12 protein-coding genes, 1 tRNA gene and 1 pseudogene are annotated in these 13,298 nt (G+C 74.8%); 4 read left to right on the top strand and 10 right to left on the bottom strand.

Features of this window, described 5'->3' with window-relative positions; translation table 11 throughout:
- The first annotated feature begins 78 nt into the window (after nucleotides 1–78).
- Nucleotides 79–152: transfer RNA gene (locus tag KSNIM_RS20390), tRNA-Pro, on the top strand.
- 122 nt (nucleotides 153–274) lie between these two features.
- Here the strand turns inward: KSNIM_RS20390 and KSNIM_RS20385 are convergent.
- Together KSNIM_RS20385 and KSNIM_RS20380 are read right to left on the bottom strand one after the other, a co-directional pair.
- Entirely contained in the window at nucleotides 275–820 is a 546-nt protein-coding gene (locus tag KSNIM_RS20385; RefSeq protein ID WP_263104635.1) for a hypothetical protein, read from the bottom strand.
- Between the two features lie 144 nt (nucleotides 821–964).
- Nucleotides 965–3,637, bottom strand: coding sequence for a helix-turn-helix transcriptional regulator (locus KSNIM_RS20380; RefSeq protein ID WP_263104634.1), 2,673 nt, complete (start codon nucleotides 3,635–3,637; stop codon nucleotides 965–967).
- Between the two features lie 134 nt (nucleotides 3,638–3,771).
- Here KSNIM_RS20380 and KSNIM_RS20375 point away from each other — a divergent pair, with 134 nt between their 5' ends.
- From KSNIM_RS20375 to KSNIM_RS20365, 3 genes are all read left to right on the top strand, one after another.
- Nucleotides 3,772–4,134, top strand: coding sequence for a nuclear transport factor 2 family protein (locus KSNIM_RS20375; RefSeq protein ID WP_263104633.1), 363 nt, complete (start codon nucleotides 3,772–3,774; stop codon nucleotides 4,132–4,134).
- Nucleotides 4,135–4,214: 80 nt separating this feature from the next.
- Entirely contained in the window at nucleotides 4,215–6,050 is a 1,836-nt protein-coding gene (locus KSNIM_RS20370) for a S9 family peptidase (RefSeq protein WP_263104632.1), read from the top strand.
- Nucleotides 6,047–6,517, top strand: a complete 471-nt coding sequence (locus KSNIM_RS20365; RefSeq protein WP_263104631.1) for a hypothetical protein — start codon at nucleotides 6,047–6,049, stop codon at nucleotides 6,515–6,517. Before KSNIM_RS20370 ends, KSNIM_RS20365 begins: the two co-directional genes overlap by 4 nt.
- Nucleotides 6,518–6,541: 24 nt before the next feature.
- Here KSNIM_RS20365 and KSNIM_RS20360 read toward each other — a convergent pair whose 3' ends face one another.
- The 8 genes and pseudogenes from KSNIM_RS20360 to KSNIM_RS20325 form a co-directional block, all read right to left on the bottom strand.
- Nucleotides 6,542–7,321, bottom strand: a complete 780-nt coding sequence (locus tag KSNIM_RS20360; protein WP_263104630.1) for an SURF1 family protein — start codon at nucleotides 7,319–7,321, stop codon at nucleotides 6,542–6,544.
- 376 nt (nucleotides 7,322–7,697) lie between these two features.
- Nucleotides 7,698–8,723 carry a hypothetical protein gene (locus KSNIM_RS20355; RefSeq protein WP_263104629.1) on the bottom strand — a complete coding sequence of 342 codons (1,026 nt, stop codon included), beginning with the start codon at nucleotides 8,721–8,723 and terminating at the stop codon, nucleotides 7,698–7,700.
- Nucleotides 8,716–9,240, bottom strand: a complete 525-nt coding sequence (locus tag KSNIM_RS20350) for a SigE family RNA polymerase sigma factor (protein WP_263108034.1) — start codon at nucleotides 9,238–9,240, stop codon at nucleotides 8,716–8,718. Before KSNIM_RS20350 ends, KSNIM_RS20355 begins: the two co-directional genes overlap by 8 nt.
- Before the next feature lie 292 nt (nucleotides 9,241–9,532).
- Nucleotides 9,533–10,813 carry an aspartate kinase gene (locus KSNIM_RS20345; protein ID WP_263104628.1) on the bottom strand — a complete coding sequence of 427 codons (1,281 nt, stop codon included), beginning with the start codon at nucleotides 10,811–10,813 and terminating at the stop codon, nucleotides 9,533–9,535.
- Between the two features lie 238 nt (nucleotides 10,814–11,051).
- On the bottom strand, nucleotides 11,052–11,693 hold the full coding sequence (locus KSNIM_RS20340; protein ID WP_263104627.1) for a DUF5063 domain-containing protein: 642 nt from the start codon (nucleotides 11,691–11,693) through the stop codon (nucleotides 11,052–11,054).
- A complete protein-coding gene (recR, locus tag KSNIM_RS20335; protein ID WP_263104626.1) occupies nucleotides 11,686–12,285 on the bottom strand; it encodes a recombination mediator RecR in 600 nt (199 codons plus the stop codon). The genes KSNIM_RS20340 and recR overlap by 8 nt, the downstream gene beginning before the upstream one ends.
- Before the next feature lie 258 nt (nucleotides 12,286–12,543).
- Nucleotides 12,544–12,858, bottom strand: coding sequence for a YbaB/EbfC family nucleoid-associated protein (locus KSNIM_RS20330; protein WP_411543876.1), 315 nt, complete (start codon nucleotides 12,856–12,858; stop codon nucleotides 12,544–12,546).
- Between the two features lie 167 nt (nucleotides 12,859–13,025).
- Nucleotides 13,026–13,298 (bottom strand): annotated as a pseudogene (locus tag KSNIM_RS20325) (DNA polymerase III subunit gamma and tau); the annotation flags it as partial.

The raw sequence follows: 13,298 nt of genomic DNA, 5'->3' as shown, positions 1-13,298 counted from the left end.
AATCGGATTTCGTCTCTCGGCGCACCTCCTGTAGAGTTCTACTCGTTGCGCCGGAGACGGAAGGCAACAAAGCAGGACCGGGGTGTAGCGCAGCTTGGTAGCGCGCTTCGTTCGGGACGAAGAGGCCGTGGGTTCAAATCCCGCCACCCCGACTTCGTAGATGCAGGTAAGGGCCCTGCCGGAGAGATCCGGTAGGGCCCTTCCTCGTTGTGCGACACGCCGAGTGACTTCACCTCAGGTGGGGTGGGTGCGGCCCGGCGTCCGTGGCGGCGGGTCAGATGCCCAGGGTGTGGGCGCGGGCGGCGGCCGCGGCGAGCACCCGGTGGACGTCCGCCTCGCGGGTGGTGGGGGCGTCGTTGAAGACGTCCGGCGAGCTGACGGGGATGCCCTTGGCGTGCAGGACCTCCATGACCTGGGTGCGGGCCCGGCGCACGGTCTGCGGGGTGCCGTAGCCGTGCGCGAGGACGGCGGCCTGCGCGCCGAGCAGGCACACCCGGCCGCGGGAGTCCCACAGGGCGCCCTGCAGCCAGCCGAAGGCGGTGAGGTAGCGCGAGGTCAGCTGCAGGTGCCCGGCGACGGAGACCTGGACGGGCCGCGGCGGGCGGTGCGCGAGCCGGTCGAGCACCGAGCGGCGGGGCAGCGGCTGGTCGGCGTTCCACGGCTGGAGGACCCGGCCGAGCGGGCAGACGTACGGAACGGGGACGCGGGCGGAGGGCGGCAGCGAGGCGAGGTAGTCCTCGATCTCGGCGATCAGGGCGGAGCCGTCGGCGGTGACGGTCAGTGGGGGCGGCGGACCGACGATGAGGTTGGAGACGGGCATGGCTCTGATCCTTTTGTCCGGTTTCATCCGGATTCATTGATAACCCGAAAGGCCCCCTGCGGCGCGCCAGGCCACCGCCCCGCGCGTCGGCGCGGCACGGGCGGACACCGGGCTGACACCGGGCCGACGGCCCGTCCGCGGGTGTCAGAGCAGGTCGGCGAGCTCCTGACGGGAGGTGACGCCCAGCTTCGGGTAGGCCTTATAGAGGTGGTGGCCGACCGTGCGCGGGCTGAGGAAGAGCTGGGCCGCGATGTCGCGGTTGGTCAGCCCCTGCCCGGCGAGCCGGACGATCTGCAGTTCCTGCGGGGTCAGTGCGGCGAGCGGCCCGGCGGCCGGCGCGGCGGGCGCGCCGACGCCGGTGGCGGTGAGCTCGGTGCGGGCCCGGTCGGCCCAGGGCCGGGCGCCGAGCAGGTCGAAGACCTCCAGGGCGGCCCGCAGGTGCGGCCGGGCGTCGGTGCGGCGGCGGGTCCGCCGCAGCCACTCGCCGTAGAGCAGTGCGGTGCGGGCCTGTTCGAACGGCCGCTCCGTCGTGCGGTGCAGGTCGAGGGCGGCCAGGTAGGCGCTCTCGGCGAGTTCGTCGGGGCCGAGCAGGGCCTGGCAGCGCAGCAGCAGCGCCCGTGCCCAGGGACGGTCGCAGGCCTCCACCCAGCGGGCGAACCGCCGGTACGGCTCCTCGGCCTGCTCGGGCCGGCCGAGCCGGACGGCGGCCTCGACCAGGTCGGGGACGGCCCGGGTGCCGGAGACGTGGTGGCGCTGGGGGCCACCGGTCAGTTCGGCGAGCCGGTCCAGGGCCTCGGCGGCGCGGCCTTCGCCGAGGTCGAGCAGGCCGAGTGCCCACTGCGTCCAGGCGCGCCCGGCGGGCCGGGCCGGGCCGCCGCCCTGCAGCGCCTCGGCCACCCGGGCGGCGCACCGCTCGGCGTCCCCGGCGAGGGCGGCGAGCAGCGCCGGCAGCGCGGCGAGCTGGCTGGTCCACTGGTGCTGGCCGGTGTCGCGGGCGAGCGACAGGCCCTCGTCCGCGGTGATCTCGGCGTCCCGGTGACGGCCGTGAAAGAGCTGTGCCTCGGCATGGAAGAAGAGCAGGGCGGGCAGGGCGCCGACGGCGCCCTGGCGGCGGGCCTCGTCGATGAGGTCGGCGGTGACGCGGTGGGTCTCCTCGTCCCGGCCGAGCACCAGGGTGATGCCGCTCAGCTGGGTGAAGTCGCGGACGACGTCGGCGCCGGCCCGGCGGGCGCGTTCGACGGCTTCGGCGGCGTCGGGCGGGGCCTGGGCGGGGCGGCCGAGCAGCGGCAGGGTGCCGGCCAGCAGGTAGTCGGCGATCGGTGCTACCGGGTCCTCGGGCGGCAGGTCGAGTGCGGCCAGGCGGTCGGCGAAGGCGGCGAGTTCGGCCTCGCCGAGGTACCAGGCGGCGTGGCAGGCCTGGAAGAGCATCCGGGCGGCGTGCGGTGCGGCGATGTCGCCGGCCGCCGCGTCGAGGAGCAGCCGGAAGGCGGCGGGGTGGTCGCCGCGCAGGAAGGCGGCGGTGGCCCGCAGGTGGTCGATCAGGGCGAGCGCGAGGGGGTCGGCGGTGCGGGCCCTGGCGCGGACGGCGAGCCGTTCGGCGCGGTCGGTCTCGCCGGCGTCGGCGGCGGCCTCGGCGGCGAGGACGAGGCGGCGGGTGCGACTGTCGGGGTCCGCGGTGAGCCGGGCGGCGCGCTCGTACGCGGCGGCGGCGCCGGCGTGTCCGCCGCGGGCCTCGGCGTGGCGGGCGGCCTCCTCCAGGGCGTCGGCGAGGGCGGGGTCGGGGCCGGTGGCGGCGAGGGCGAGGTGCCAGGTGCGGCGGTCGCCGTCGACGGCGCCGGCGAGGGCACGGTGGACGGCGATCCGCTGGTCGAGCGGTGCGCGGTGGAGGACGGCGGCGCGCAGCAGCGGGTGGTGGAAGGCGATCCGGCTGTCGTCGGCCCGGACGAGGCCGTCCTGTTCGGCGGGCGGCAGGTCGGCGGGACCGGCGCCGAGGGTGGCGGCCGCGGCGAGCACGGTGGCGGCGTCGCCGGTCTCCTCGGTGGCGGCGACCAGCAGCAGGGTCTGGGTGGCGGCGGGCAGCCGGGTGAGCCGTCCGTGGAAGGCGAGCTGCAGTCGGCCGGGCAGTGGCAGCGGGCCGCTGCCGGCGTCGGTGCCGAGTGCGGAGGGGAGTTCGGTGAGGGCGAGCGGGTTGCCGTGGGCCTCGGCGAGCACCCGGCGGCGGACGGCCGGGTCGAGGGCGGCGGGCAGCAGGTGTTCGGCGTCGGCCGGTCCGAGCGGGGCGGGACGCAGTTCCGGTAGTCCGCCGGCGGGGAAGGCGCCTTCGCCGTCACGGGCGGCGAACAGCAGCACGACGCCCTCCTCTCGGAGCCGCCGGGCGGCGACGAGCAGCGCCTCGGCGGAGGCGGAGTCCAGCCACTGGGCGTCGTCCACCAGGCACAGCAGCGGCTGCTCGGAGGCGAGTTCGGCGAGCAGATGCTGGGCGGCGAGGCCGAGCAGCAGGCGGTCGCCGGGGCCCGTGTCGGCGAGGCCGAAGGCGCCCTGCAGGGCGCGGCGCAGCGGGGCGGGCAGGGCGTCCAGCCGGTCGAGGGCGGGGGCGAGGAGCAGGTGCAGCCCGGCGAAGGGGAGTTCGGCCTCGTACTCGATGCCGGCGGTGCGGACGATCCGGAAGCCCTCGGCGTCCCGGGCGGCGGCGTCGAGCAGAGCGGTCTTGCCGATGCCCGCCTCGCCGCGCAGGACGAGTGCACCGCTGGCCCCGCCGCGTGCCGCGTCCAGCAGTGCCCGGACCTGTGCCTGCTCCCCCGCCCTGCCGTACAGCATGACCGTCACCCTACCCAGCCGATTCCGTTGCGGGGCGCGGTACTTGCCTATGGCTGACGGATTCGCCGGGCGCGGATCCCGCCTACCTTCGTGAGCAGCGGGAACGACCCGCGACGGAACCGGAGGACACCACCGTGAGCGACCTTCAGCAGATCGTGGAGCAGTACATCGCCGTCTGGAACGAGACCGACGGCGAGGCCCGCCGGGCCGTGCTCGAGGGCCTGTGGGCGGAGGACGGCAGCTACACCGACCCGCTGGTGGACGTGGCCGGCCGGGACGGGCTGGACGCGACGGTGGCGGCGGTGCAGGCGCAGTTCCCGGGGTTCGTCTTCACCCTGGGCCCGGTCGACGCGCACCACCACGTCGCCCGGTTCACCTGGGGCCTGGGGCCGGCGGGCGCGGAGCCGCTGGTGGAGGGCTTCGACGTGCTCGCCCTGGACGGCGCGGGACGGATCGCCTCGGTGGCCGGGTTCCTGGACAAGGTGCCGGGCGCCTGAGGGCGGCCGCGGCACCGGCCCGGTGGCCGGCGCGGTCGGACGCGTTCCGTTCCGCGCCGGGCATCGGGTTGGATGGGGGGATGAGCGAGGAGAAGAGCAGCGCACCGGCGTGGGAGCAGCGGTTCCGGGCGGCGCGGGTGTCGTTGCCGGACTGGGCGGACGACGCCCCGGAGCGGGCGCTGTACGTGTCGAACTCGACGGGCACCTACGAGGTGTACGCCTGGGACCGGGCCGCGGACGCGCACCGCCGGGTGACGGACCGCCCCAACGGCACCACGGACGCCGAGCTCAGCCCGGACGGCGCCTGGGTGTGGTGGTTCGACGACACCGACGGCGACGAGTTCGGGGTGTGGCGCCGTCAGCCGTTCGCGGGCGGCCCGGACGAGGAGGCGGTGCCGGGCGTGCCCGCCGCGTACTCGGCCGGTCTGGCGCTGGGCCGGGACGGCACGGTGGTGGTCGGCACCTCCACGGACGACGAGGGCACCACGCTGTTCCTGCGCCGCCCCGGTGCTGCCGGGGTGGAGGTGGTGTACCGGCACGCCGAGTACGGCGGCATCGGCGACCTCTCGTACGACGGCTCGCTGCTGGCTGTCGACCACACCGAGCACGGTGACGCGATGCACTCGGCGATCCGGGTGCTGCGGCTCTCGGACGGCGCGGTGCTCGCCGAGCTGGACGAGGTGACCGGCTGCGAGGAGCCGCGCGGGGTGGCCTGCCTCGGCTTCGCGCCGGCCGACGGGGACACCCGGCTGCTGGTCGCGCACCAGCGGCGGGGGCGCTGGGAGCCGATGCTGTGGGACGTCGCCACCGGCTCGGAGACCGAGCTGGGCCTGCGTGACGAGCAGGGCCGGGAGTTCCCGGGCGACCTGTCGGCGCAGTGGCGGCCGGGCGCGCAGTCGCTGCTGATCGAGCACGAGTACGAGGCGCGCAGCGAGCTGTTCTCGTACGACCTGGCGAGCGGCCGGCTGACCCGGCTGGACACGCCGCGGGGCACGGTCGCGGGGGCGACGGCGCGGCCGGACGGCACGGTGGAGTTCCTGTGGTCCTCGGCGGCGGAGCCCTCGGTCGTCCGCTCGACGGCGGGCACGGTGGTGCTGCGGGCCCCCGGGCCGGTGCCGCCGGGGTCGGTGCCGGTGGAGGACGTCTGGGTGGAGGGTCCGGGCGGGCGGGTGCACGCGCTGGTGCAGCGGCCGGCCGGCGAGGGCCCGTTCCCGACGGTGTTCGAGGTGCACGGCGGCCCGACCCACCACGACAGCGACTCCTTCGCGGCCGGGCCGGCGGCCTGGCTTGACCACGGCTTCGCCGTCGTCCGGGTCAACTACCGGGGATCGACCGGCTACGGCCAGGCGTGGACGGACGCGCTGCGCGAGCGGGTCGGCCTGATCGAGCTGGAGGACATCGGCGCCGTCCGGGCGTGGGCGGTGGAGTCGGGGCTCGCCGACCCGGCGCGGCTGGTGCTGTCCGGCGGATCGTGGGGCGGTTACCTGACCCTGCTCGGCCTCGGCGTGCAGCCGGACGACTGGACGCTTGGCCTGGCGGCCGTCCCGGTCGCGGACTACCTCACCGCGTACGACGACGAGATGGAGGCGCTGAAGTCGCTGGACCGCACGCTGTTCGGCGGCACCCCGGAAGAGGTGCCGGACCGCTGGCGGGCGTCCTCGCCGCTCACCTACGTGGAGCGGGTGAAGGCCCCGGTGTACATCAGCGCCGGGGTGAACGACCCGCGCTGCCCGATCCGGCAGATCGACAACTATGTCCGCCGGCTGGAGGAGCTGGGTAAGGTGCACGAGGTCTACCGCTACGACGCCGGCCACGGCTCGCTGGTGGTGGACGAACGGATCCGGCAGCTGAGGCTGGAGATCGACTTCGCACGGCGCCACCTCGAGGGCCCCGCGCTCGGGGGAGACGGCAGATGAGCAGACGCACCGCCCTGGCCACCGCCGCGGCCCTGACCGTGCTGCTGACGGCGACCGCGTGCTCGGACGAGAGCGACGACCCGTGCGACTACGACGCGGCGGGCCGGCCGACGATCTCGGTGGACGCGTTCGCGGTGGCCGGAACCGCTGAGGACGGCACCGCCGCGGACGACGCCGCGGCGGGCGGTGCACTCGGCGGCGACCTGTCCGCGCAGCTGCTGGCCAAGACCGGGCGGAGCGCGAAGAAGTCGAAGAGCAGCCGGACGGTGCACCACTACCACAGCAGCACCACGTCGGGGTCGACCTCCGGGTCGAGCGGCTACGGCTGCGGTTCCTCGCCGAGCCCGTCACCGAGCGGGTCGTGGTCCTTCCCGAGCGCCTCGCCGGGTGCGGTCGCCGGTGGCGTGCTGCCCTCGCCGCGCTCGCCGCTGCCGACGGCGAAGACCCCGCTGCCGACGAAGCGCTGACCGCGCGGGCCGCCGGCCCCGGGCTCAGACGAGCCCCAGGGCCCGGTCCTGGGCGGCCTCGGCCTCACGGCGGACGAGGCGGAACCACATGAAGACCACGAAGCCGGCGAAGACGAACCACTCCAGCGTGTAGCCGAGGTTCTGGAAGGCCCGCAGGGTGAGGCCGTCACCGCCCTGCGGCTCGACGGTGGGCACCGCGGTCAGCGGGGCGGGCACCCGGTCGGCGGCGATCCAGCCGTCGTAGACCGGGTACGGCAGCACGTTGATCAGGGTGGCCGGGCTGATGGTGCCGAGCTGGCCGGCAGGCAGCCCGCCCGCGACGGCGCCGCCGCTGCCGCTGTTCTCCGGGGCCTGGAGCCGGCCGGTGACGGTGACCTCGCCGGCGGGGGCCACCGGGACGGCAGGGCCGCTGCCCGGTTCGCCGGGCGCCCAGCCGCGGACGACGGCGGCGGCCCGCCCCTCGGCGGTGCGCAGCGGCGTGAGCACGTAGTAGCCCTGCCGGCCGTCGAGGGTGCGGCCGGGCACCAGGAGCTGGTGGGCGGTGTCGTAGCTACCGGTGACGGTGACCGCCCGGCCGAGGGTGTCGGTGCCGACCTGCGGGCGGCCGGCGGTGAGCACCTCGCCGAGCGGGACGGCGGCGGCCGCCTGGGCCGCCGCCGCGGCGGCGGTGGTGTTCCGGTGGGTGTCGACCCGGGACTCGAAGCGGCCGAGCTGCCAGGTGCCGAGCAGCAGGCAGACCACGATGGCGACCACGCCGACGGCCGTGGCGGCGATCCACCGCGGAGTCAGGAGAAACCGGTACACACCCACCACGGTAACCACCTCCTACGGCTGCCCCTGCGGCCGGGGTCTCCCCCGCGCCGTTCCGGCGGGCCGCACGGGGTCACGCGCCGGGCCCGGCCCGAGCCGAACGGTGCAGGCCAGGCCGAACGGCGCGGACCTGGGGAAGTGTGCCGAACGGTCCGCGCCGCGCCGTTCCCCGCACCACCAGGCCGACCGCACCCCGGCGCGCGGGGGACGGTCCACGCCGCTCGTGAACGGCCGCGCGCCCTCCGAGGACGCGGCCCAGTGCCGCGTCAGGCAACCTTGCCCGTCCAGGAGCGGCGTCCGGTGCGTGCTGTCGGCCCGGTGGTGCGGGGAACGGCACGTCGCGACGGGGCGCAGGTGGCGTGACGCGGTACTAGCTCTTGCCCGGCGTGGCGGTGGCCGTCGCCGACTCGGCCGGGACGGCCTCCGGAGCGGTGCGGTAGACGGTGCCGCCGCAGCTGCCGGTGATCACGGTGCTGGCCGCCGTGGGGTCGCCGCCGACCGGGGTGTGGGCGACGGTGACGCTCGGCGGGTCCGCGGTGGGCGTGGGGCTGGGGCTGGGGTCCGTGGTGGCGGCGGCGGGCACCACCGGGCCGCTGCCGGCCGCGGGGGTGGCCGGGGCCTCCGGTGCGGCGACGGCGGCCCGCGGGGCACTGCTCGGGCAGGCGCCCTCGGGCACCCAGCCGAACCGCACCCGGTATCCCTCGCCGGGACGGAGGACCATCGGCAGGGCGACCGGCCCGGGGGCGGGCAGGGCCGTGGCGGCGTCACCCGCGATGTGGTCGACGACCTTGATCCGGGTCTGGTCGGCGGGGCCGCCGGCGGTGGCGGCGACGATGCCGGGCCCGGTGACCCCGCAGCTGCGGGCCGAGGTGTTGCGGACGGTGAAGAAACCGTAGGTGCTGCCCGCGCTGTCGGCCGGGTCCACGTGGGCGGTGCCGCGGCCCAGGTCGGTGCGCAGGCAGGCGGGGACGGAGACGGGCGCGCTCGCGGTGCTGCTGCCCGGGTCGGTGGCGACGGCACTGCCACTGGTGCCGGTGGACGGGGTGGGCCGCGCGTCCGGGTGGGCGGGGAGCGGGGCGGTGCGCGGGCCGCCGGTGGAGCCGCGGGTGGCGCGCGGGGTGCGGTCGGCGCCGTGCGCGTCGGTGCTGCCGGCGGTCGTCCCACCGGAGAGGTCGAACGGCCGGACGGCGTGCAGGGCGGGTACGGCGGCCGCGGCGAGCAGGGTGGCGGCGACCGCGCCCGTCCAGGCGTTCCGGCGGCGGGCGCGGCGGCGGGGCACCGCGTGCCGGATCCGGCCGAGGGCGGTCGGATCGGGTTCGACGGTGGCCACGGCCCGGTGGAGGAGGGTCCGCAGCTCGTTCTCGGCGCGGGCGGAGCCCGGCTGATCGTCAGTCATGGCTGCCCTCCATCAGGACGCGCAGCGCGGCCAGACCGCGGGAGCCGTACGCCTTCACCGAGCCGACGGAGACGCCGAGCACCTCGGCCACCTGAGCCTCCGTCAGGTCCGCGTAGTAGCGCAGCACGAGCACCTCCCGCTGACGGCGCTGCAGTCCCCGCAGCGCGGTCCTCAGCTGATCGCGCTCCAGCGCATCGTAGGCCCCTTCTTCTGCACTGGCCATGTCAGGCATGGGCTTGGGGAGCACTCGCAGGCCGAGGATGCGCCGGCGCAGGGTGGAGCGGGACAGGTTGACGACGGTCTGCCGCAGGTAGGCGAGGGTCTTCTCGGGTTCACGCACCCGCCGCCGGGCCGCGTGGACCCGGATGAACGCCTCCTGGACGACGTCCTCGCACGAGGACAGGTCGTCGAGCAGCAGCGCGGCGAGGCGCAGCAAGGACCGGTAGTGGGCCTGGTACGTCTCGGTGAGCTGGTCGACGCTGGCCCCTGTCGCGTCCGCCGCCGCGGCCGAGCCCATCCGACTAGCTGCCGACCGGCGCACCGGCAGCGACACCACCGGCACCGCTTCGATCACGTTCGACACGCCTGTTGGACACTCGATCCCCCGTCATGGTTGCCCGGACGGCCTGCCATTCTTCCGTACGGACCGGAGCCCGCTCCAGCGGGACAGCGGGTGATTCTGACGGATTGTCTCGGAAGGATCGGGAGAAACCGTGACGGTCGCCCCGATCGCGGGCCGGCGGGCTGCCGGCCGACCGACTGCGGGCGGGCCGGGGCACCGCGGTGGGTGCCCCGGCCCGCCCGGTGCGTCAGCGGCCGGTGCCGCCGTAGACCACGGCCTCGTCGGTCTCGGAGTCGAGGCCGAAGGCGGTGTGCACGGCGCGCACGGCTTCCGGGATGTCCTCGGAGCGGGTGACGACCGAGATGCGGATCTCGGAGGTGGAGATCAGCTCGATGTTGACCCCGGCCTCGGAGAGCGCCTCGAAGAACGTGGCGGTGACGCCCGGGTTGGAGCGCATGCCGGCGCCGACCAGCGAGAGCTTGCCGATGGCGTCGTCGTAGCGCAGCGACTCGTAGCCGATGCCGTCCTTGACCCGGCCGAGGGCGTCGATGGCCTTCTGGCCGTCGGTCTTCGGCAGGGTGAAGGAGATGTCGGTGAGACCGGTCGACGCGGTGGAGACGTTCTGCACCACCATGTCGATGTTGACCTCGGCATCCGCGATGGCGCGGAAGATCCGGGCCGCCTCGCCCGGCTTGTCCGGTACCCCGACGACGGTGATCTTCGCCTCGGACGTGTCGTGGGCGACTCCGGAGATGATGGCCTGCTCCATCTCGCCCCCTTCGGGCTTGTTGGGGTTGTCGGCGCTCACGATAGTCCCCGGCAGACCGGAGAACGACGAGCGGACATGGATCGGGATGTTGTAGCGGCGGGCGTACTCGACGCACCGGTCGAGGAGCACCTTGGAGCCGGACGAGGCCAGCTCCAGCATGTCCTCGAAGGAGATCCAGTCGATCTTCCGCGCCTTCTTCACCACGCGCGGGTCCGCGGAGAACACACCGTCCACGTCGGTGTAGATCTCGCAGACCTCGGCGCCGAGCGCCGCCGCCAGGGCGACGGCCGTGGTGTCCGAGCCGCCGCGGCCCAGCGTGGTGATGTCCTTGCTGACCTGCGACACGCCCTGGAAGCCGGCCACGATCGCGATGTTGCCCTCGTCCAGGGCGTTGCGGATCCGGCCGGGCGTGACGTCGATGATGCGTGCCTTGTTGTGCGTGGCGTCGGTGATGACGCCCGCCTGGCTGCCCGTGAAGGACTGGGCGTCGAAGCCCAGCGTTTTGATCGCCATGGCCAGCAGCGCCATGGAGATGCGCTCTCCTGCGGTCAGCAGCATGTCGAACTCACGGCCGGACGGAATAGGGGTCACCTGTTCCGCGAGTTCGATGAGCTCGTCCGTCGTGTCTCCCATCGCGGACACCACGACGACGACCTCATGGCCGGCCTTCCTGGTGTCGACGATCCGTCGGGCGACTCGCTTGATGCCTTCGGCATCCGCAACGGATGAGCCGCCGTACTTCTGCACGACAAGGCCCACGTGCGCTCCTCGACTTGTGTCGTTTCGGGGGTGGTGGCCCCCTTCTGCGGTCGCGGCCAGTCTATCGAGCGGGGCGCGGGCGACCGGAGCCATCCATATGACGAGACGACCATATCGCCTGGTGAGCAGCAGGAACAGGCAGGTCTGCGGGCCGGGCGCCGTCCGCCGAAAGAAAATCCGGGGCCGGGCACCAGCCCGACCCCGGATTTCACGTTGTGGAGATTCGATGGAACCTTCGTCACAGCCCCAGCTCGGCGGCCATCAGGTCGCCGGCCTGCTGCTCCAGCTGCTCGTCGGTGAGCCCGTCCTGGTCGGTGTCCGCACCGTCCACCGCCGCACCGATCGGGCTGTCCAGCCGGACGTGCGCGATCAGCGACTGCAGCGCCCGCAGCACCGCGGTGCAGGTCGAGCCCCAGTTGGACAGGTACGAGAACTGCCACCACCACAGCGCCTCGCTGACCCGGCCCTCCCGGTAGTGCACCAGGCCGTGCCGCAGCTCGGCGACGACACCCGCGAGGTCGTCCGAGATCCGGAAGGCGCTCGGCTTCTCCGGCGGCCCGTACGGGTCGAAGACCTCGTGGTAGACGTCGATCGGCGCCAGCAGTTCGGCCAGCCGCTCGCGCAGCTCGACGCCGTCCGGCTCCGGCCCGGTGTCCGGCTCGAAGCGGTCCTCCGGCACGACGTCCTCGATCGCCCCCAGCCGGCCGCCCGCCAGCAGCAGCTGCGAGACCTCCAGCAGCAGCAGCGAGATCGCGCTGCCCGGCTCGTCGCCCTTGGCCACCTCGGTGACGGCGAGCACGAAGCTCTCCACCGAATCGGCGATCTGCACGGCGAAGTCGTCGGGCTCGCTGGTGTGGGCGGTGTCCCTGTGGTCAGACATCGAGCAGTCGTCTCCCTTCGAAGGCCCGGCCGAGGGTGACCTCGTCGGCGTACTCCAGGTCCCCGCCGACGGGCAGGCCGCTCGCCAGCCGGGTCACCTTCAGGCCCATCGGCTTGCACAGCCGGGCCAGGTAGGTGGCGGTCGCCTCCCCCTCCAGATTGGGGTCGGTGGCCAGGATCAGCTCGGTGACCGTGCCGTCCGCGAGCCGGGTCATCAGCTCCCGGATCCGCAGGTCGTCCGGGCCGACGCCCTCGATCGGGCTGATCGCGCCGCCCAGCACGTGGTAGCGGCCGCGGAACTCGCGTGTCCGCTCGATCGCCACCACGTCCTTCGGCTCCTCGACCACGCAGATCACCGCGAGGTCGCGGCGCGGGTCCAGACAGACCCGGCACTGCTCGGACTCCGCGACGTTGCCGCAGACCGCGCAGAACCGGACCTTCTCCTTCACCTGCATCAGCGCGCCGGCCAGCCGCCGGACGTCCACCGGGTCGGCCTGCAGGACGTGGAAGGCGATCCGCTGAGCGCTCTTGGGCCCGACGCCGGGCAGCCTGCCCAGTTCGTCGATCAGGTCCTGAACCACGCCCTCGTACACGTCACGCCTTCCTTCGGCCGGGGCCACGGCCCGGAACCCAGTGCTCCGGGGCCCGTCGCTCCGGTGCCATCATCCAACGGATCGGGCGCCGGACACACCGTCCGGCGCCCGACTCACCCATAAATCACACAGCACCGGCGCGTGTCGGCACACTGCACGCGACCGGAGCACCACCCGCCGTGCACCGCGCAGCGTGCACCCACCCTGCAGCGTGCACCGGGCGGGCGGCCGGGCGCCGGTGCCCGAGCGGGCCCCGGATCAGAACGGGAGGCCGGGGATGCCGCCGCCGCCCAGGCCCTGGGTCAGCGGGCCCATCCGCTCGGCCTGCAGCTTCTGGGCCGCCGCATTGGCGTCCCGCACGGCCGCCAGCACCAGGTCGGCCAGGGTCTCGGTGTCCTCCGGGTCGACCGCGGCCGGCGCGATCGCCAGCGCCACCAGCTCGCCGGAGCCCGTCACCGTCGCCTCGACCAGGCCGCCGCCCGCCGAACCGCTCACCTTGGTCTCGGCCAGCTCCTTCTGGACCTTGCCGAGCTCCTCCTGCATCTTCTGCGCCTGCTTCAGCAGCTGCTGCATGTTGGGCTGGCCACCAGGGAACACGGCACATCTCCTGTCCTGTACGACATCGTCGTCCCCGAGCCTACGCGGCCCGGACGACCGCCGTGGCGGACCTGCCCGGCCCCGGCCCGCCGACGGCCCGCGCCGGGTCGGCCGTGGCCCGCGGCGGGCCCGGGCGGCGCGGATCAGGTGTTGTGGTGGATCTCCTCCAGGACGGTCGCCCCGAGCTCACGGATGATCAGCTCCTGCCCGGAGAACGCCTCCTCGGTCAGGTCCGGGTCGTCGTCCTCCGGGATGTCGTCCTCCGGCGCGACCGGCGTCGGCTGGTACGCACCGGCGGCCGGCGACGGTGCGGCCTGCGGCTGCGGGGCCGCGGCCTGGGGGGCCGGACGCTGCGGCTGCACCGGGGCCGGCGGCTGCGGGGCCGCGGCCTGCGGCGGGGCGGCCGGCTGCGGCTG

It is taken from the genome of Kitasatospora sp. DSM 101779 (assembly GCF_025655475.1).
GTDB lineage: Bacteria > Actinomycetota > Actinomycetes > Streptomycetales > Streptomycetaceae > Kitasatospora.
Note: the sequence above shows the minus strand (reverse complement) of the source record. Positions and strands in the feature narration are given on the sequence as shown.